We start from the raw sequence: 18,485 nt of genomic DNA on the forward strand, positions 1-18,485 counted from the left end.
ATATATTTATATTTATAAAATAAAAAACCTAACTTAGTAAACCTTAAAAAAAATAAAAAAATTATGTATAGCAAATTTGGACAATTCATTGATGGAAAATGGCAAGAAGCAGAAAAAAAAGAAACCTATGATGTAATCAATCCTGCAACAGAAGAAGTGATTGGAAAAGCATCAAAAGCATCTTCAGTGGATGTACAAAAAGCATTAAAGTCAGCTGAGAAAGGTCTTAAAGTTTGGAGTAACACTACGCCATGGCAAAGATCATATGTCATTAGAAAAATTGCAGATCTAATGAGAGAGAGAAAAGATGTTCTTGCAAAATGGTTAACACTTGAAGTTGGTAAACCTCTTGCTGAAGGAGTTGGAGAAGTTGGTGGAGGAGCTGATATATTTGAGTGGAATGCCGAAGAAACAAAAAGAATTTACGGTCAAACAGTTCAAAGTAGATTTCCTGATACAAGAGTTCATGTTTATTATCAGCCAGTAGGTGTTGTGGCTGCTTTAATACCATGGAACTTTCCAATCATTTTAGCTGCAAGAAAGATTTCAACAGCACTAGCTGCAGGTTGCTCTGTAATTTGTAAACCAGATGTAATTACACCAGGTGCAGTTATGGAATTAGTTAATATTTGCAAAGAGGCAGGCGTACCTGATGGAGTGGTAAATTTGTTATCTGGTGATCCTGCAGAAATTTCAAATGAATTATTAGAGTCTGATATTATTAAAAAAGTATCAATCACTGGTTCAACAAGAGTTGGTAAATTAATATTAAAGAAAGCTGCAGATAAAGTTCAAAGAGTAACGATGGAACTTAGTGGTCACTCACCTTTTATTGTTTGTGATGATGTTGATATGAATAAAGTTGCAGACATTGCGATTACTGCAAAATTCAGAAACAATGGACAAGTTTGTATTTCTCCAAACAGATTTTATATCCAAGAAAATAAAAAAGATGAATTCCTTGGAGCTTTTATGGATAGAGCTAAGAAATTAAAAATCGGAAATGGTATGGATGAAGGTGTAGAGCTTGGTCCTCTTACAACTGCAAAAAGATTAGAAGAAATTGAAAAACTAGTTGAGACAACAAAAAATGAAGGAGCTGATGTTTTAATGGGAGGACAAAGACCTTCTGATTTTAACAAAGGTTATTTTTATGAACCAACTGTTTTTGATAACGTAAAAGATGATTTTACAATTATGAGAGAAGAACCATTTGGTCCTTTAGTGCCTGTTCTTACTTTTAAAACATTTGATGAGGTTATTGAAAGAGCAAATAATAATGATCTTGGTTTATGTAGTTATTTGTACACAAATAACATGGATCAAGCGAATAGAGGCTCTGAAATGTTAGAGTCTGGTTGTGTTGCTGTTAATACTGGGGCAGTTGCTGTAGCAGAAGCGCCTTTTGGTGGTATCAAACAAACTGGTTATGGACGTGAAGGTGGATCAATGGCGATCAAAGATTATCTAAACGTTAAATACACGCACATGGCATTAAAGGTATAATAATGAGAAAAAATAAAATTAAACAAATGATGAAAGACGGTAAACCCGTCATTAATGGTTGGTGCGCAATTCCAAGTACTGCATCTGCAGAAGCAATGGCACATCAAGGTTGGGATTCATTAACTATAGATATGCAGCATGGATTAGTTGATTACAGTAATGCTCTTCCAATGCTTCAAACCATTTCGACAACAGATGTCACTCCACTTGCTAGAGTTAATTGGAATGAACCAGGCCAAATAATGAAAATTTTAGATGCAGGTTGTTATGGAATTGTTTGTCCAATGGTAAGTAATAGAAAAGAAGCTGAAAATTTTGTTCAAGCTTGTATGTACCCACCTGATGGTTATAGAAGTTTTGGTCCTGTTAGAGGATTAATTTATGGTGGTGCAGATTATGCAGATCATGCTAATGAAGAAATTCTTAAATTAGCAATGATAGAAACTAAAGAATCTTTGGAAAATTTAGATGAGATAATGTCTACACCAGGTGTTGATGGTATTTATATTGGGCCTGCAGACTTAAGTTTAGCAATTGGAGAAAAACCTGGCTTTGATCGAGCTGAAACTACAAAAGCTTATTCTGAAATTTTGAGAATTCTAGAACATGCAAAGAAAAATAATATTTTTGCAGGAATTCATAATGGTACAACAGAATACGCAACGAAGATGATTGAAAAAGGTTTTGATTTTGTTACGATAGCTTCTGATTTAAGAGCTTTAAGTGCTGGCGCTAAAGCAACTGTTGATAAGATGAAAGGTTCTTTGTCTAAAAAAGACGACGACGCTACTTATTAATCAAGTTGATTTAAAAATTCTTCAAACTGATTTTTATCTAAATTAGAGGATTGTTTCTTACTTGGAAACTTTCCAGCCATAGAATCTTTTTTAAATGCTTTAAGAGCTTTAACTCTTTCAACCTTAATTTCATTTCTAAGTTTTAATAAATTTCCATAAGCTTTAGAATGTCTTGGAGGATTTTCGGTATCACCACAAATATCTTCCATAAATAAATACATCACATCTGCATTTCTTCCAGATCCTAAAGAGACAGTTACAATATCTGTTCGTTTAGAAATTTCTCCCATTACATTTTCAGGTATTACTTCACACTCAGCAGAAAAAGCTCCTGCATCTTCTAATCTTTTAAATTTTTGAAATAACTCATAAGCTTCGTTTGCAGTTTTACCAACTGCTCGAAGTCCGCCTATCCAAGTTGATTTTCTTGGAACTAATCCTAAGTGCCCCATAACAGGCACATCTTCTTTTGCCAGCATTTCTACTATGTCCATACTTCTTGGTGTCATCACTGCATCAGCACCATTTTCTAAAGCTTTAAATGCTCCACGCATAATATCATCTGCTGTAACAAATTCGTTCAAAACTAAAGCTGCAGTTAAAAAAAGATTTTTTGACCCTTCTCTAACTGGAATAACATTCTTAGCGTTAGCAATAATCATGTCAAAGCCAGCTTTTTCTGCTGCAGCAGCCTCATCAACAGTATTTGCAGTGACTTGAGTAAATTTTCTTTTACCTTTGGCTGCTATTAAATCACCTACTGTAGTTGATCTTTTGGCTGGTTTTGCGGCCCATGTATATACATTCTTCATTAAATACCTTTATAAAGAACGTCTCTACGATCAATAAATTCTTCAAAAGTCTTAATGGTAACAACTGATGGTAAAATAAAAATTGATCTTTTGTCTTTTTCGTTTCTAATAATTCTAAAATAACCTTTTTTGATTGCTGTATCGATATAGACATTAGAAGTTAAATAAGATTTCTCTATAACTCTTAATAGTTCATTTTTCGTAATAGATTTATTTTTATAATAAGCAAGCATCACCATGTGCAGCATAATCCAATGTTGAGGTGTCAGAGAAAACCAATTTAATAAATCATTTGCTAACCTTCCCTCAAAATCTCCAAGTGAAATTTCAGCTAATGTAATTCTTTTTTGAGTTGATTTTGAAATTTTTTTCTGTTCTTCAAAATTTTTTGGATACTTAAACTGTCTTTTCATTTAAATAAACTTAAACTTATTAAGTTTTCTATTCAATACTATTTTTGCTTAGTAGCTCTTTATAAATGTTATTTACTCTATGCACTTCTGAAGCTGTATTAAAATATCCCTCATATTCGATTTCATCTGGTGTTACATCAAAATGATAATGACCAGCATCTTTATCATGTTCATAAGAATGAAAATGCGTATGTTCACCAGACTCTCTTAAATTCAATTCTCCTCCTGTAGGATCTCCAGTCCAAAGTACTGTATAACACTGCAATTTTGGACCAACAGGTTCATAAAATTGAAGAAAATCTTTTACACACTTCATTTGTTTTGGATCATAGTATTCATGTTTAATATCTTTATAATCTGGTTGAACATGCGATCTTACTTTTCCTTCTAAAATTCTAAACACACCTGCGATAGCAACATGTTCATTTTCTTTAAGATTTAAATTATTTGATAATGAAGACCTCATTGCTTGCGGAAGTGAACCTTGATTACCTGATCTTCCTTTGATTTTTATTTTAATTACTTTTCCTTGTTTACCATCTGTATAATAAATATTTCCAAGTCCACCGTGTTTTCGTGCACTATATTTTTCAACAATACATTTTTTATCAGGACTTACTCTTGCAATTATAGATCTAGACTCATCAGTAATTAAATTTTCATTAATTACTAATTCTCCGCAGTGACCATCTAAACACGACATTGCACCAGATCCTGCACCTAAAGCATAGGATTTTTCTGATCCAATCATTTTAGAAATTTCTTGGTAATCAAATTCAGCACCGATAAAATTAGGATCATGCATGTACGGCTCACCACCAACATCAATGATTTTTTGATTGCCGCTTATCCCTTCAGATGGACAATCCCATTCACGAAGATTGGGACAGTCTACAACTTCTACTTCAACATTTTTAAAATTTTCCGAAAGTCCTTTTTTTAATGCGTTCGCTATATCTTCAAGTGAATGATTTGTGAAAGTTCCTTTTTCTATTTTTAATTGCATGATGTTAATAAGCTATAATTTATTTTGCATATTGTCTATAGATAATATATATAATTTCTATACATAAATAATTTTAAAAAGGTAACGATGATAAATAAAGATTTAAAAGTAGCCGTACTAGGCGCAGGTGCTATGGGCTGCCTGTTTGGAGGATTGCTAGCTGAAAAAGGTTTAAATGTAACTTTAATTGACGTTTGGAAAGAACATGTCGATGCAATTAATAAAGATGGTTTGAAAATGGATGGTCACGGTGGTGATCGTATAATTAAAGTTAATGCTACTTCAGATCCGTCATCGTTAGATAAAATGGATGCAGTGATTGTTATGTGTAAAGCTACTGCATTAGAACCAGCTTTAAATAGCATTAAAAATATTATTGGTGAAAAAACAGTATTCATGTCTTTTCAAAATGGAATTGGTCATGAAGCAATAATTCAAAGTATTGTTGGTAATGAAAAAGTAATTGGTGGAACAACAACACAAGCTTCTAATATTTTAGGACCAGGTCATATAATGAACCATGGCGCATTGCCTTCATGGATTGGTGAATATGAAGGAGGAATAACAGAAAGAATTACAGAAATAGCTGATACTTTTACTGCACATAATTTAGAAATGATTGCAGCTGAAGATGTTAAAAAAAGAAAATGGATGAAGCTTTTTGCTCTAACAGCAATTGGTCCTCTTTCAGCTATCTTTGATCTACATCACACCGATCTTTACGTAAATAATAAGGCTAATGATGTTTCAAGAGGACTTGGTAAAGAAATCATTTTAGAGACAAGAGAAGTAGCGCTTGCTGATGGAGTTAATGTTTCTGAGGATGAGTGTCTATTTATGTTCAATAAAATTGTAGATTCTATGCAAACTAACAAATCCTCAATGGCTTTTGATGTTCAATACAAAAGAAAAACAGAAATTGATTTTATAAGTGGTGCTGTTTCTAAAATTGGAAAAAAACATGGAGTAAAAACACCTTTAAATGACCTGATGTATAAAATGATCAAGGTTAAAGAAGGTATGTATAGTTAATGCTTAAAATTAATCGATTAAAAAAAATTAAAAGTAATTTTCCTGTACTAGTTGGAGATAAAGTCGTTGAGAAAAATACTTGCAATTTATTAATTGATGAAATTAGTAAATCTAAAGCTTTTGATGACATGATAATGGGTGGTCGAAGCAGAATTAATAAAGGCTCAAAAAATTTTAATAACTATATTAAATCTTCAAATAATTCTGCAAAACTCTTCAAACTTTTTAATAGCAAGGCATTTTATAAAAAAATTGAAACTCTTTTTTCTAAAAATTTTAAAGATGGATCTTGGACAAACACTCACAAACCAAAAATATTTAATCAAAAAAAATTTACTATTAAAAAGAAATTAAATTCAAGTGAATTAAAAAAATTATTAGGAAACAATTACACTAACCCAAAAGTTAATTTAGATATTGATTTTTCAGTTTCTAAAGGAGGATACAGACTGCGTCCTCATAGAGATGATATTACGAGATTGTATAATTTCTTAATTTATCTAACAGATATTCCAAAGAAAAATGGAGGATCACTTACAATTTATAGAAAAAAATCAAAGAAAAATTTAAGAAAAAGTTTCAGGCGATTTCCAAAAATGAGTGAATTAGAAATAGTAAAAGCATTTACTCCAAAGAAAGGAACTGTGGTATTTTTTCAATCTACACCAAATTCTTATCATGGAGTTAAACGTTTTATAGAAAAAAACTGTCCAAAAAGATTTTTTATTTATGGAAGTTACGCACTCAATAAGCCAGTTATTTGGAATTATAAAGGAACAGCTTACTATCCACATATCATCAGTACGAAGAAAAAAATGTTAACTTCTTTTCATGATGCAAATTATTTAACAACTGCTCCTAAGAATTGATATTGTTAAAAATTTCTACTAGGTTCTATTAATGCCAAATAATCTACAAAAGAAATTATTTGAACAAGGATATTTAAAAGTAAAAAATGTTCTTAACTATCAAAGAGATTTAAAGCCAATCCTTAATGACATGGAATTTGTAATGGATTGTTTGATCCAAAAATTTGCAAAAAAAAAGGATGTAAAAAAAGTTCTTAATTTAGATTTTAAAAAAAAATATTCTTATATATCGAAATTAAAAATTGATGATTTAGATCAATATTTTAATACTAGATTGCCAAGAGATCACGTTAAGAAAGATAGTGATTACTTTGCTACTCAATCTTTATGGAATTTAATTACTAATAAAAATATTTTAGATGTTGTTGAAAAAATTTTGGGAAAAGAAATCATGTCTAATCCTGTACAAAATACTAGAATTAAACAACCTGAAAAAAAATTACCAAAAGGTTCAATTTTAGACGGTTTAAGTGGAAGAACACCTTGGCATCAGGATGCTGCAGTTCTCAGTCCTAAAGGGCAAAAATTGACTGACATGGTTACTGTATGGATACCTTTTACAAAAACTACAAAAAAAAATGGGTGCATGATTACTGTTAAGAAAATTAATAAAATGGGATTATTAAATCATATTGCTGGTTATAGGGGCCAAGTAGAAATTAAAGACAGCAAATTACTAGATAAAATGGAACATATTCACTTAGAGGCAGACGTTGGAGATGTAATTCTTTTACACAAACATTCAATTCATTGTTCTCTGCCTAACAGATCAAATGATTTTAGAATAAGTGCAGACCTTAGATACAATGTAGCCGGTCAACCTTCTGGAAGAGATCCACTTCCAAATTTCTATGTAAGAAGTAAAAACAAAAAAAATCTCAAAATTCAGAATTTTAAACAATGGTTAGCTCTTTGGGAAAAAGCAAAAGAAAAATGTATTCCACGTAAATATGCCTTTAAATATCCTTTACCAACCTTTAAGAATAGTAAAAGAGATCTTTCAAAATTATTATAAAAAATTAATAAATGAATTCAGTAACTACACGTGTCTACTCGGTAGACTTTTTTTTAGCAATTCTTGGCTATTCCTTATTTGTTATAATGGACTCTATAGCAAAAGAATTGACAAATTATTACCATGTAACACAAATAATATTTATTAATTCTTTATCGGCTTTACTGCCAATTTTACTTTACACGCAAGTTAGAAATTCCTGGAAAAAAATTAAAACAAAAAACTTTTTTGTACATTTAGTTAGAGCAATAACTTTAATAATTTCAATGGGATTATTTTTTCTTTGTATAAATAAACTTCCACTTACAACTATGTATAGTATTATCTTCTTTACACCATTTGTATTAACAATTGGTTCAGTAATCTTTCTAAAAGAAAAAGTAAGTTGGAGAAGATATACAGCAATATTAGTAGGTTTTATTGGAACAATAATTGCAATTGATCCTTTTGGGAAAGAAATAAATAACTATGTGTTATTAGCTTTATTAATACCTGTTTTTTCTTCAGTAGGTCATTTGTTGGTTAAAAAATACGGTCAATCAGAGAGTGTGTATTCATTTTTAATAATTGGAAAGTTAATTTTAATTGTTATTTCAGGTGTGATTACATTTGAGCTTTATATTCCAATGACTAAAACAGATTTTTTTTTAAATTTTAATGCAGGTTTATTAAGAGGAATGGGAATGATTTTTATTATAAACTCGGCTCGTCATCTTCCTGCTTCAATATTTGCAAATACACAATATGTTCAATTATTAATTGGTGCATTGATCGGTTTTTATATTTTTAATGAAATCCCTACTTGGAATATTTATTTAGGAAATGTTTTTATAATTGGTGCTGGAATTTATATTGTTTTAAGAGAGATAAAACTTTCTAGAAATATTGTTTCAAATTCAATAAGGCCAACAACGATTTCAATAAAAAAGTAAGTTATTCAATTTAAGTTAAAAATATATATAAGTAAGTATGGCTAAAATATTAATAACAGAGTTTATTAATCAAGACAGTTTAGATGATCTAAATAATACTTTTGAAATCAAATTTGATGATAAGCTTTGGGAAAAAAAAGAAGAACTTAAAGAAATTATTAAAGATTATGATGGTTTAATTGTCAGAAATAAAACTCAAGTAACCAAAGATATTTTGTCTAATGCTAATAAATTAAAATTTATAGGAAGACTGGGTGTTGGTTTAGATAATATTGATACTGAATTTTGTAGAACCAAAAATATTCATGTACAACCTGCGACTGGCATGAATGCGGACTCTGTAGCTGAGTATGTGATTTCATCCTCGATGTCTTTGATAAAAAAAATTCCTATGTTTCATAATGGAACGATCAAAGGTGATTGGCCTAGAACAACTATTAAATCCTCTGAAATAAATGGAAAGTCTATTGGAATAGTGGGTTTTGGTACCATCGGCAGAAAAGTTGCTGACTATAGTTTGAAAAATAGACTGAATGTTTTGGCTTATGATCCTTATATTAAAAAATTAGAAGATAATGAAAAAAATTATAAATTATCTACATTAGAAGATGTATTTAAAAATGCAGATATTATTTCTTTACATTTACCATTAACAGAAGAGACTAAAAATTTAATCAATAAGTCTTCATTCTCTAAAATGCAAAAACATCCAATTATAATCAATACCTCAAGAGGTAGTGTTGTAAATGAGAATGATCTTATAGATGCTTATGATCAAAATCTAATTTCAGGATTTGCATTAGATGTGTTTGAAAATGAACCTATTAAAAATGATTTATACGAAAGAATCACATCTGAAATGAATTGTATTTTAACTCCTCATATTTCAGGTGTTACTACAGAGTCAAATATTAGAGTTAGTAATTTTATAGTGAAAAAGGCAATCGATTTTTTTAAGTAATTATCTCGTTTAGCTTTACTACTCTTCCAAGTTTAATTGATGTCTCAGCAGCTTCTCCAACAGCAACTGCAATTAATCCATCTTTCAAAGATACCTCTGGCTTTAATTTATTTTTTACTGCATTTATAAAGGCTAAATGTTCATAATAAGTTGAACCATGATGATGTCCTGCTTCAAGTATTTTTGGATCTACACTAATACTTTCTTGTTTAATTTTTCCATCTCTCATACCAATTCTTACATCAGAAGTAGTTTTTCCAGACTCGTTTGAAGGAACTGAAGTTTCAATTTTACCGATATTTCCTGTTGCGGTTAACTCTTCTTGCATTTCAGAATTTTCAGCAAACATACAAAGCTCAAGCATACTTCTTGAGCCGTTCTCAAAATTAATAATTACGTAAGCATTATCAATAATATCTGGTTTTTTCCCATCATATTCCTCATCTAAATGATTTACATCTTGTCCCCCACTCGCATAAACACTTACTGGCTCACTCTTAACAATAAAACGCATCAAATCAAAAAAATGACAGCACTTTTCAACTAAAGTTCCTCCAGTATTTTTTTCAAATCTGTTCCAATCATTTACTTTTTTTAAAAAAGGAAACCTGTGTTCTCTTATTGTTAATGTTTTTAGGTCACCAATTGTTTTGTTGTGAATTTCTTTAATAAATTTTGAAACAGGAGGCATGTACCTGTATTCCATTGCAGTCCAAAATACTGATGGGTAATCTTTAGTAAGTTTTTCTATTTCTAAACAATCTTTTGTCTTAGTACACAAAGGTTTTTCAACCAATATGTGTTTCTCAGTTTGAATTACATCTTTTAAAATTTGAATATGAGTAAAATTAGGAGATGAGATTATATATACATCGACTAAATTTTCTTTAATCAAATCTTGATGATTTTTAAAGCAAACAACTTCCTTTTTGAGGAGTTCTTGGCACTGTTTCAAAGACTCTTCGTGAGGATCTGAAAGAGCAACTACTTCAGCTTCGTCTATCAAAGATAAATTTAAAATATGTTCTCGAGCCATCGTGCCAGCTCCAATTATTCCATATTTAATTTTTTCCATATTTATTATCTATCAGTTTAATTAAATAAATTTAATCAATTGTTAATCCACTTGGTACTTTTTCTGGTTTACCGAGTGGTCTTTGATTTCCACTTTTTCCAGTTAGAGATTGTAAAAAAGAGACTAATTGATCAATTTCTTTTTCACTTAAATTTATTGGCTTGATATCTACACTTGAAATAATTCTATCCTGTTCTCTTTTGTCAGAAAAAGTCACAAAATCTATTTTTTCTAACCACGGAGCCTTTGGTAAATTTGCATATTGAGGTTTCCAATTTTTATTCATAGTAACTGGATTTAAATGATGTTTAATTATGCCCTTAAGTGTTGGATAAGCACCATTATGACCATAAGGTGCAGTTAAAGAAACATTTCTTAGCGCAGGTGTTTTAAATTTATACATGTCATCCACATCATCTGTTTCAACCATTCTTCCAACATCACGTGCATAAGGATCGAAAGGTCTGGTTCTGCCCGGTCCAAATTGTGGAATACCTATTGAATGAAATTTTTGATCAGACAATAAAGACCCTGAATGACATGAACTACAATTAGCTTTGCCATAGAATAAATTCATACCTGCAATCTGATTTGAATTTAAAGCTGATTTATTTCCGTTTAAATATTCATCAAATGGAGAGTCAAAAGATGTCCATTCATGAATTTCAAAAGCTGCAATTGAGTTTACTATATGTGTAATATTTATGTCTAAAGCATTATCCACATCATCAAATGCATGTTTAAACATCTCAACATATTCAGGAACTCCTCTTATTCTATGAGCAATTACTGGCCAGACTCTATCAATTCTCATGCTGTCTTTACCAACTTTTGAAACCAATCCTATAATTTCATTTTCACCTGGATTGCCAGCCATTTCGAATTGTCTTGTCATTGGAAATAAAGCTTGTACCGCCACTATATTATCAAGACCTTTTGGAAGCAGTTCTTGTGCTGGAGTATTAAAACCATTTCCAAATATATCAGATTTGGTCACTCTACCATCGTGAAGTAGTGTTGTAATATCTTTAAATCCTAAATTCCATAATGCCAAAGCGTTTCTTGGAATACGTTTTTTGATTTTATCATCCCCTGATCCAGCTGTTCTTTCTAATCCAATACCGTGTCCACCTTCACCAATTCCTAATGAAAGTCCATCAGACCCTCCTAGATCATGGCTATGACAAGTTGCACAAGCAATATTACGATTGGCAGATAAAATTTTATCATGAAATAAAAGTCTTCCTATTTTAACCTTTTCCATATCAACTTTATGAAAATCATTACTTGTTAAAGGTTTTGGTAATTCAATTGAATATGTTTTGTTTGCTGAAATTAAAAATGGAATTATAAATATTAATATTTTTAAATGTTGAGATACTTTTTTATAATTTTTTTTATTCCATCTATAGTTTTTGCAGAAATTGAAAATGCTAGAGACTTGATGGAAGCTGGAAAATTTCAAGAAGCTATGGAAGAACTGATGCCAGCTGCTCGATCTGGAAACGCTGATGCTGAAGAACTTATTGGAATAATGTATGCAATGGGTCTTGGAGTTGAGCAAGACGATGTTAGAGCTTTTGAATGGTATCTTAGATCTTCGATGAAAGGTCATCCCGGTGCTCAATCGGGTGTTGGGTGGTATTATGAAATCGGTAGAGGACTTCCTGCCCCTGATCTTGTTAGAGCTTACATGTGGTATGGTTTGTCTGCTATTGGAGGCGATCCTGATGCTGCGATTTCTCAAGAAGAAGTTGTTAAAAAAATGACTCCTGAACAAATTGAAAAAGCGCATATACTTATTAAAGATTACAAAGCTTGGATTTATCCGTTTAGGTAATGAGGCGAATAATTAAATCCGCCCCATCATTAAATTAAGATTATAAGTCTTTGTCGTATGCACTTGATGCTTTTTTCTCAGCATCAGCAACTGCACTTGTTAAAGCGTCAAAGATTTGTCCTCCACCTTTAACATTTGACTTAAACCAATCATAAACTGGACTAGCAGCTTTTTTGAAGCTAGCTTTTTGTGCTGGAGTTGGAACATATAAATCTCCACCGCCTGCTACAAAGTCTTCATATGCTTTGATTGATTTTCTTTTTGGTGATGCAAATGTTGCTTGTTGCAATGCATAAAATCCATCCGTAATAACTTTCTTAAGTTCTTTTGGCATAGATTGATATTTTGCATTGTTCATCCACCAAAGTGCTCCCATGTATGCATGACCGTCTAAGGTAACATATTTTAGACCTGCATCTGGAAACTTCATGTTCATAATGTCAGTTATTCCATTTTTAGAACCTTCAACTACACCTGTTTGAAAAGATGTAAATAATTCTGGCCATGGAATAGGAGTTGGTGATGCACCTAAAGCTCTTACAAGCTCTTGAGGTAAGTCAGCTACAACAGTTCTGATTTTTAGACCTTTCATGTCAGATGGTTCTGCAACTCTTCTTTTAGTGTTAGCAAAATTTCTCCAACCACCAGTGTTTCCGATAGTCATTAATCTTATTGTATCGCCTGAATCTTTAAGAGCCATTTGTCTCATAGTTCTTACAAAATCACCTTGCATAACATCTTCAGCAATTCTGTCGTCTGCCATTAGATATGGTAAATCTAAAACTTGAACATATGGGAATACACCAGCTGCTCCTCCAGAAGTAGAAATGTAAACGTCGATGCTTCCATCAGAAACACCTTGTAAACATTCTGCTCCTTTAGAACATAACTGTGTACCTACGAAAAGTTCTACAGATATTTTTCCATTTGATGCTGCTTCTACATAGTTTTTAAATACTACTGCACCATCATAGTCTTCATCTTGATCATTAGAGTTCATTGTCATTCTTAAATTGTAATCAGCAGCTGAAACAGAAGCTGTAAAACTAATTAAGAATAATAATGAAAAGAATGATTTAATTATTTTACTCATTATTTTTTCCCTCTCTTTAAATATATATTTAAGTATAAAAACTATACCTAAATTGAACCTCTGTGTCTATTATCTAAAAATTAAAATTATTTTGCAAAACCCGTAAGTAAAGGAATGGTCATTGAGATTGACGGGAAGTAAGTAATTAAAAATATTACAATTGCTTCTACTGCTAAAAATGGCAATATTGCTTTTGATATAGTTTCAACTCTTTCACCAGAAACTGAGGATGCAACAAATAAAACTAAACCCATTGGTGGTGTTGCTAAACCAACAGTTAAATTAACTGACATAATAATTGCAAAATGAACTGGATGTACACCTAATTCTACAAACACTGGTCCTAGTATTGGTCCTAAAATTATTATTGCAGGACCTGCATCTAAAAACATTCCAACAACAAATAGTAAAATATTAATTAGAAATAATAAAATGTAAGGATTATCAGTTAATCCCAAAACAAATTCAGCAAGATATTCTGGTGCATGAGATAAGCTAACAACTGTTTTAAAAGCCATTGCAGCACCAACCAAAAGTAATACTACAGATGAAACCATTGCAGCTTTTGTCATAACCTTTGGTACGTCTTTCCACTCTAAAGATTTTAAAACAAATAAACCAATAAACATTGCATAAGCAGCTGCAACTGCAGATGCTTCAGTTGGAGTAAAAATTCCTCCAAGTATACCTCCTAGAATTATAACAGGAGTCATTAATGGAAAAAAAGCTTTCAAAGAAGCTTTTCCTCTTTGTCTCCATGTTGTTTTTTTTGTTACGGCAGGAAAATTATATTTTTTAGCCATAAACTTGATTGTAACCATCAAACTAACACCAACTAAAATTCCAGGAATAATACCTGCTAGGAATAAGGCAGCTACGCTCTCTCCCATAACGTATGCATAAATAATCATTATTCCCGAAGGTGGAATAATTGGACCAATTACTGAACTCGCTGCTGTAATTGCTGCTGAAAATTTTTTAGTATACCCTTGCTTCTCCATTGCAGGAATTAACATCGAACCAATTGCAGAAGTATCTGCAACTGCAGATCCAGATAGGCCAGCGAAAAGCATTGAAGTTAGGACGTTAACATGTGCCAAACCACCTTTTAAATGCCCCATCATCGCCTGGCTAAATTCTACTAATCTTTGAGTAATTCCTCCCCTATTCATTAGCTCACCAGCTAACATAAAAAAAGGAATTGCCATTAAAGGAAAACTATCAATACCATTGTAAATATTTCTATAGAGCATTGCTCCATCTCTAGATTGATCATTCAGCCAAAGTAAAATTCCAGGAGCAGCCAACAATCCAAAAAATACTGGTAATCCAATTAACAAAAATAATAAAAATAAAGGGAGAAACCAAATTAACATTATTGTGTCTCCAATTTTTGTTTATCTAAATCTTCAGGAAATTCTAATTTTGTAAAATTACTTAAAAAATTTCTTAAAATTAACTCTATGTTTACTGAAATCAAAAAAACAATTCCAACAGGTAAAGACATATACATCCAGGCTAATTTTATTGGCTCTGCTTTGCCACCGATTAAATTAAATGGAATTTTGATTGAAGCTGAATTAAATATCCATCCAGCATTAATGTGTTTCAAACCTAATTCAAGTCCAATGATCAAAACAAATAAAGATATGATCAATAAAAATAAAGTTAAAAAAGTTGATATGATTTTAGGTAAAAATCTTTCCAGCATATCAATTGAGACAAAACCACCCCATCTATAAGCTGAAGGAGCAATTAACCCTGTCATCCATAGCATTAAAAATCTCGCAACTTCATCAGGCCAAGGTAATGCGTTGTTGAGAACATATCTAAAAAAAACCTGAATCATAATTACGACAACCATTAAAAAAATTGCGATCCACGCAAATTGTCTTCCAATTCTTAGAAAAAAAGTATTTATCTTTTCAAGAAAGTTAAAAATATAAAGTAGAGTTTTTATAGTTAAATTCACAACTAAATTTATTTTAATAAGAAAATAATTACAACTTTTAAAAAACTATTTTACATTGTTAGATATTTTTCGTATTAGAAAAGCCTTCAACAAAAAAGCTTAAATAAAATTATGAGTAATAAAAAGAAAATTCTAGTTATCCAAAAAGTTCATGATAAAGGCATGGAATTAATTAATAACCATCCAGATTTTGATGTAGAGGTAACTGACGATGTTTCAGTAGAAAACTTAAAGGCTAAAATAAAAGATTGTGATGGTGCTTCAATTAGAATAGCAAAACTACCAGGTGAGGTAATTAACGAAGCTAAAAATCTTAAAATAATATCTAGACATGGAGTTGGCTACGATAATATTGATTTAAAAACAGCTAAAGAAAGAGATATCAAAATTGCTATTACAGCTAATGCAAATGCAGTTACAGTTGCAGAGCATGTTATGTTTGTCTTGCTAAATATTGCAAAAAGAAGAGAGCTTTATCATACAACGGTTAAAGAAGGTAATTTTAAAGATAGAAATAAATTACCTAAAACTATTGAAGTATGGAAAAAAAATTTCCTAATAATGGGATTTGGTAGAATAGGTAAAGCACTTATTAAAAGATGTTTGGGATTTGAAATGAATGTTTTTGTCTACGATCCATTTGTAGATAAAGACACAATAGAGAAGCTTGGTGGAAAAAAAGTTGATAATCTTGAAGAGGCAGTAAAAACAATGGATGTAATATCTTTACATATGCCTTTAACAGAAAAAACAGAAAATCTTATTAATTATGATTTACTTAAAACGATGAAGAAAAACTGCATCATCATTAATGCTGCAAGAGGTGGAATTATTCATGAGGAAGATCTTGATAAGGCTTTAAATGAAGATTTAATATTTGGAGCAGGTATTGATGTATTTAAACAAGAACCACCAGAAAATGATAATCCTCTCTTAAAGAATGAAAAAGTTTATTTAAGTCCTCATACAGCAGCATTTACTGATGAATGTATGACAAGAATGGGAGTAGAAACAATTCAAAATATAATTGATTATTTCGATGATACATTGGAAAAATCAAAAATTGTAAGACTGTAGTAAAAAATTAATCTTAAAGTTTAAGTTTATTTTTATTGAAAGTTAACTTTTATAAATCTCAATACCACTAAGATTTAAAGTTTCAGTTAAATACTTGTAACCTATTTTTGCATATTCGAATGGATTTGCTTTTGCAGGATCTTGTTCTGCTTCTACTACTAACCATCCAGAATAATTTTTTTCTTTCAACACATCAAATAAGGGCTTGTAATCAATACATCCATCACCTGGAACTGTAAATGCACCTTCTAAAAATGCTCCTCTAAAACTTAAGTCTTCTTTTAAAGATTTTTCTAAAACATTTTTTCTAATGTCCTTACAATGCATGTGAATTAATCTTTCGCTAAAGTCGTTTAATATTTTTAACGAGTCTCCCTGAGCAAACAACATATGACCAGTATCTAATGTTAGTTTTACACTATCATGAGTGTTTTCAAGTAATCTTACTGTATCTTCTTCTGTCTCTATTACGGTTCCCATATGATGATGATAAGCAAGTGGCATACCTTCATCCTCAAGATATTTTCCCATTTCAGAAATTTTTTCATAATATTTTTTACACTCTTCAAGATCCATTTGAGGTCTTGTAGATAATTTTCGATTTGGATCTCCTTGAATTGAGCCAGACACTTCAGCAAAAACCATACATGGTGAATCACAATCTTTAAAAAGTTTTAGTTGATCTTGAATGAGATTTTTTTCTTCATCAACACTATTTGTTCTTAAATTAGCTCCATACCAACCTGAGCAAAGATTTAATTTAAATTCGTTAAGCTTAGGTATTAATTCTTCTGATTTTTTTGGAAATTTACCACCAGACTCAATTCCAATAAACCCTGCTTGACTAGCTTCAGATAAACATTGTTCTAAAGAAGTATCACCACCCAATTCTGGCATATCATCGTTACTCCAAGCAATTGGTGCTATTCCTAATTTTACTGACATATTAATTATTTAAAAAGTTAAATTTATTTTTAAATTATGATGTTTTGCGCATCAAGAAAATTATAATTTAATTTGATGTTTAATTCATCATTTAAAAATGTTTCTTGATTTTATTTTTTAATTCTGTTCTATATTCTTATGCTTAACTTTTCTTTAATGGGAGCAGGACGAATTGGAAAAATGCATGCTAAATTTATTGCAGCACATCCGAATGCAAAATTAAAATATATATATGATGTTAATTCAGAATTTGCTAAAGAAGTATCAAAATCAACAGGATGTTCAATTGCATCTTCACCTGAGGAAGCAATAAATTCAGATGATGTAGATGCAGTTCTTATCGCTTCAGCTACACCAACACACACTCAATTTATCACAATGGCTGCAAAAGCAGGAAAGGCAATTTTCTGTGAAAAGCCAATTGATTTAGATATCAATAAAGTAAATGAATGCATGGAAAATATAAAGGGAACAAACGTTCCTATTCAAATCGGCTTTAATAGAAGATTTGATGCAAGTCATGCAAAAGCACAACAAGCAAGAGTAAAAAAAGAAATTGGTGAATTAGAAATGGTTGTTATTACAAGTAGAGATCCTGAGCCTCCAGGGATTGACTATCTAAAAGCTGCAGGAGGATTTTTTAGAGATACCACTATACATGATTTCGATTTAACAAGATTTATTTTAGGGGATGATCCTGTAGTTCAGATATCTGCATTCGGAGGTGCTTTGTTTGATAAAAATTCACAGCAAGAAAAAGATCTAGATACAGCAATGTTTATTCTAAAATCAAAAAAAGGCGTTTTAATCCATATTAATAACTCTCGAAGAGCAGTTTATGGATATGACCAAAGAGTAGAGGTATTTGGAAGTAAAGGCATGGTAATTTCAAACAATCAAACCCCAACTTCTTTAGAAAGATACACAAGTACATCTACAAATGAAAAAGAACCTATACATTTCTTTTTTATTGAAAGATATGAGCAAGCTTACAGAGATCAATTTAATGAGTTTGTAAAATGTGTTGAAGATAAAACAAAACCATTAGTAGGATTTGAAGATGGGAGAAACGCTTTAATAATAGCCAATGCAGCATATGAATCATTTGAAAGTGGCAAAGTTGTAGATGTAAAATTCTAA

19 protein-coding genes are annotated in these 18,485 nt (G+C 31.0%); 10 read left to right on the forward strand and 9 right to left on the reverse strand.

Annotation, left to right across the window (positions count from 1 at the left end):
* The first annotated feature begins 63 nt into the window (after nucleotides 1-63).
* Both VP90_RS02355 and VP90_RS02360 read left to right on the forward strand, forming a co-directional pair.
* Complete coding sequence (locus VP90_RS02355) at nucleotides 64-1,506, forward strand: NAD-dependent succinate-semialdehyde dehydrogenase (RefSeq protein ID WP_262589469.1); 1,443 nt, start codon at nucleotides 64-66, stop codon at nucleotides 1,504-1,506.
* Between the two features lie 2 nt (nucleotides 1,507-1,508).
* On the forward strand, nucleotides 1,509-2,303 hold the full coding sequence (locus VP90_RS02360) for an HpcH/HpaI aldolase family protein (protein WP_262589470.1): 795 nt from the start codon (nucleotides 1,509-1,511) through the stop codon (nucleotides 2,301-2,303).
* Here the strand turns inward: VP90_RS02360 and VP90_RS02365 are convergent.
* From VP90_RS02365 to VP90_RS02375, 3 genes are read right to left on the reverse strand one after another with little or no spacing between them, the layout of a single operon-like run.
* Entirely contained in the window at nucleotides 2,300-3,115 is an 816-nt protein-coding gene (locus tag VP90_RS02365) for a 3-methyl-2-oxobutanoate hydroxymethyltransferase (RefSeq protein WP_262589472.1), read from the reverse strand. The two genes, VP90_RS02360 and VP90_RS02365, sit on opposite strands and share 4 nt — an antisense overlap.
* A complete protein-coding gene (locus tag VP90_RS02370; protein WP_262589473.1) occupies nucleotides 3,115-3,528 on the reverse strand; it encodes a MarR family transcriptional regulator in 414 nt (137 codons plus the stop codon). Before VP90_RS02370 ends, VP90_RS02365 begins: the two co-directional genes overlap by 1 nt.
* A gap of 28 nt (nucleotides 3,529-3,556) precedes the next feature.
* On the reverse strand, nucleotides 3,557-4,534 hold the full coding sequence (locus VP90_RS02375; RefSeq protein ID WP_262589475.1) for a DUF1907 domain-containing protein: 978 nt from the start codon (nucleotides 4,532-4,534) through the stop codon (nucleotides 3,557-3,559).
* An 87-nt stretch (nucleotides 4,535-4,621) separates the two neighbouring features.
* Here VP90_RS02375 and VP90_RS02380 point away from each other — a divergent pair, with 87 nt between their 5' ends.
* Genes VP90_RS02380 through VP90_RS02400 form a run of 5 tightly spaced genes read left to right on the forward strand, consistent with a single transcriptional unit; the run spans nucleotide 4,622 to nucleotide 9,343 of the window.
* The gene (locus VP90_RS02380) at nucleotides 4,622-5,566 is read left to right on the forward strand and encodes a ketopantoate reductase family protein (RefSeq protein ID WP_262589476.1); all 945 of its coding nucleotides are present in this window, start codon (nucleotides 4,622-4,624) and stop codon (nucleotides 5,564-5,566) included.
* A complete protein-coding gene (locus tag VP90_RS02385) occupies nucleotides 5,566-6,435 on the forward strand; it encodes a 2OG-Fe(II) oxygenase (RefSeq protein ID WP_262589477.1) in 870 nt (289 codons plus the stop codon). Before VP90_RS02380 ends, VP90_RS02385 begins: the two co-directional genes overlap by 1 nt.
* Nucleotides 6,436-6,466: 31 nt before the next feature.
* Nucleotides 6,467-7,450, forward strand: a complete 984-nt coding sequence (locus tag VP90_RS02390; RefSeq protein ID WP_262589478.1) for a phytanoyl-CoA dioxygenase family protein — start codon at nucleotides 6,467-6,469, stop codon at nucleotides 7,448-7,450.
* 11 nt (nucleotides 7,451-7,461) lie between these two features.
* The gene (locus VP90_RS02395; RefSeq protein WP_262589479.1) at nucleotides 7,462-8,382 is read left to right on the forward strand and encodes a DMT family transporter; all 921 of its coding nucleotides are present in this window, start codon (nucleotides 7,462-7,464) and stop codon (nucleotides 8,380-8,382) included.
* Between the two features lie 37 nt (nucleotides 8,383-8,419).
* Nucleotides 8,420-9,343, forward strand: coding sequence for a hydroxyacid dehydrogenase (locus VP90_RS02400; protein WP_262589480.1), 924 nt, complete (start codon nucleotides 8,420-8,422; stop codon nucleotides 9,341-9,343).
* Here the strand turns inward: VP90_RS02400 and VP90_RS02405 are convergent.
* Both VP90_RS02405 and VP90_RS02410 read right to left on the reverse strand, forming a co-directional pair.
* Nucleotides 9,336-10,418 (reverse strand): Gfo/Idh/MocA family protein, encoded by a 1,083-nt coding sequence (locus VP90_RS02405; protein WP_262589481.1) that lies wholly within the window; start codon nucleotides 10,416-10,418, stop codon nucleotides 9,336-9,338. The two genes, VP90_RS02400 and VP90_RS02405, sit on opposite strands and share 8 nt — an antisense overlap.
* 31 nt (nucleotides 10,419-10,449) lie before the next feature.
* Nucleotides 10,450-11,682, reverse strand: a complete 1,233-nt coding sequence (locus VP90_RS02410; protein ID WP_262589482.1) for a cytochrome-c peroxidase — start codon at nucleotides 11,680-11,682, stop codon at nucleotides 10,450-10,452.
* A gap of 105 nt (nucleotides 11,683-11,787) precedes the next feature.
* Between VP90_RS02410 and VP90_RS02415 the strand changes: the two genes are divergently transcribed.
* Nucleotides 11,788-12,258, forward strand: a complete 471-nt coding sequence (locus tag VP90_RS02415) for a tetratricopeptide repeat protein (RefSeq protein ID WP_262589483.1) — start codon at nucleotides 11,788-11,790, stop codon at nucleotides 12,256-12,258.
* A 40-nt stretch (nucleotides 12,259-12,298) separates the two neighbouring features.
* Here VP90_RS02415 and dctP read toward each other — a convergent pair whose 3' ends face one another.
* The 3 genes from dctP to VP90_RS02430 all read right to left on the reverse strand — a co-directional run bounded on the left by dctP (nucleotide 12,299) and on the right by VP90_RS02430 (nucleotide 15,323).
* A complete protein-coding gene (dctP, locus tag VP90_RS02420) occupies nucleotides 12,299-13,351 on the reverse strand; it encodes a TRAP transporter substrate-binding protein DctP (RefSeq protein ID WP_262589484.1) in 1,053 nt (350 codons plus the stop codon).
* Between the two features lie 86 nt (nucleotides 13,352-13,437).
* On the reverse strand, nucleotides 13,438-14,727 hold the full coding sequence (locus tag VP90_RS02425) for a TRAP transporter large permease (RefSeq protein WP_262589485.1): 1,290 nt from the start codon (nucleotides 14,725-14,727) through the stop codon (nucleotides 13,438-13,440).
* Complete coding sequence (locus VP90_RS02430; RefSeq protein WP_262589487.1) at nucleotides 14,727-15,323, reverse strand: TRAP transporter small permease; 597 nt, start codon at nucleotides 15,321-15,323, stop codon at nucleotides 14,727-14,729. Before VP90_RS02430 ends, VP90_RS02425 begins: the two co-directional genes overlap by 1 nt.
* Nucleotides 15,324-15,434: 111 nt before the next feature.
* Here VP90_RS02430 and VP90_RS02435 point away from each other — a divergent pair, with 111 nt between their 5' ends.
* A complete protein-coding gene (locus VP90_RS02435) occupies nucleotides 15,435-16,400 on the forward strand; it encodes a hydroxyacid dehydrogenase (protein ID WP_262589488.1) in 966 nt (321 codons plus the stop codon).
* A 42-nt stretch (nucleotides 16,401-16,442) separates the two neighbouring features.
* Here the strand turns inward: VP90_RS02435 and iolE are convergent, their stop codons facing one another.
* Nucleotides 16,443-17,345: a myo-inosose-2 dehydratase gene (gene iolE / locus VP90_RS02440; protein ID WP_262589490.1), complete on the reverse strand. Its 903-nt coding sequence runs from the start codon at nucleotides 17,343-17,345 to the stop codon at nucleotides 16,443-16,445.
* A gap of 138 nt (nucleotides 17,346-17,483) precedes the next feature.
* On the opposite strand from iolE, the gene iolG reads away from it, so the two are divergent.
* Nucleotides 17,484-18,485 carry an inositol 2-dehydrogenase gene (gene iolG, locus VP90_RS02445; protein ID WP_262589491.1) on the forward strand — a complete coding sequence of 334 codons (1,002 nt, stop codon included), beginning with the start codon at nucleotides 17,484-17,486 and terminating at the stop codon, nucleotides 18,483-18,485.

Origin of the sequence: Candidatus Pelagibacter ubique HIMB140, from assembly GCF_025558165.1 — a bacterium.
Lineage (GTDB): Bacteria > Pseudomonadota > Alphaproteobacteria > Pelagibacterales > Pelagibacteraceae > Pelagibacter > Pelagibacter ubique_T.

Excerpts from the sequence above, each read along its gene's own strand:
- VP90_RS02355 (WP_262589469.1), top strand. The coding sequence starts at position 64 with ATGTATAGCAAATTTGGACAATTCATTGATGGAAAATGGCAAGAAGCA.
- VP90_RS02360 (WP_262589470.1), top strand. The coding sequence starts at position 1,509 with ATGAGAAAAAATAAAATTAAACAAATGATGAAAGACGGTAAACCCGTC.
- iolG (WP_262589491.1), top strand. The coding sequence starts at position 17,484 with ATGCTTAACTTTTCTTTAATGGGAGCAGGACGAATTGGAAAAATGCAT.
- iolE (WP_262589490.1), bottom strand. The coding sequence starts at position 17,345 with ATGTCAGTAAAATTAGGAATAGCACCAATTGCTTGGAGTAACGATGAT.
- VP90_RS02390 (WP_262589478.1), top strand. The coding sequence starts at position 6,467 with ATGCCAAATAATCTACAAAAGAAATTATTTGAACAAGGATATTTAAAA.
- VP90_RS02395 (WP_262589479.1), top strand. The coding sequence starts at position 7,462 with ATGAATTCAGTAACTACACGTGTCTACTCGGTAGACTTTTTTTTAGCA.
- VP90_RS02410 (WP_262589482.1), bottom strand. The coding sequence starts at position 11,682 with ATGGAAAAGGTTAAAATAGGAAGACTTTTATTTCATGATAAAATTTTA.
- VP90_RS02365 (WP_262589472.1), bottom strand. The coding sequence starts at position 3,115 with ATGAAGAATGTATATACATGGGCCGCAAAACCAGCCAAAAGATCAACT.
- VP90_RS02435 (WP_262589488.1), top strand. The coding sequence starts at position 15,435 with ATGAGTAATAAAAAGAAAATTCTAGTTATCCAAAAAGTTCATGATAAA.
- VP90_RS02400 (WP_262589480.1), top strand. The coding sequence starts at position 8,420 with ATGGCTAAAATATTAATAACAGAGTTTATTAATCAAGACAGTTTAGAT.
- VP90_RS02405 (WP_262589481.1), bottom strand. The coding sequence starts at position 10,418 with ATGGAAAAAATTAAATATGGAATAATTGGAGCTGGCACGATGGCTCGA.
- VP90_RS02375 (WP_262589475.1), bottom strand. The coding sequence starts at position 4,534 with ATGCAATTAAAAATAGAAAAAGGAACTTTCACAAATCATTCACTTGAA.
- VP90_RS02415 (WP_262589483.1), top strand. The coding sequence starts at position 11,788 with ATGTTGAGATACTTTTTTATAATTTTTTTTATTCCATCTATAGTTTTT.
- VP90_RS02370 (WP_262589473.1), bottom strand. The coding sequence starts at position 3,528 with ATGAAAAGACAGTTTAAGTATCCAAAAAATTTTGAAGAACAGAAAAAA.
- VP90_RS02385 (WP_262589477.1), top strand. The coding sequence starts at position 5,566 with ATGCTTAAAATTAATCGATTAAAAAAAATTAAAAGTAATTTTCCTGTA.
- dctP (WP_262589484.1), bottom strand. The coding sequence starts at position 13,351 with ATGAGTAAAATAATTAAATCATTCTTTTCATTATTATTCTTAATTAGT.
- VP90_RS02380 (WP_262589476.1), top strand. The coding sequence starts at position 4,622 with ATGATAAATAAAGATTTAAAAGTAGCCGTACTAGGCGCAGGTGCTATG.
- VP90_RS02425 (WP_262589485.1), bottom strand. The coding sequence starts at position 14,727 with ATGTTAATTTGGTTTCTCCCTTTATTTTTATTATTTTTGTTAATTGGA.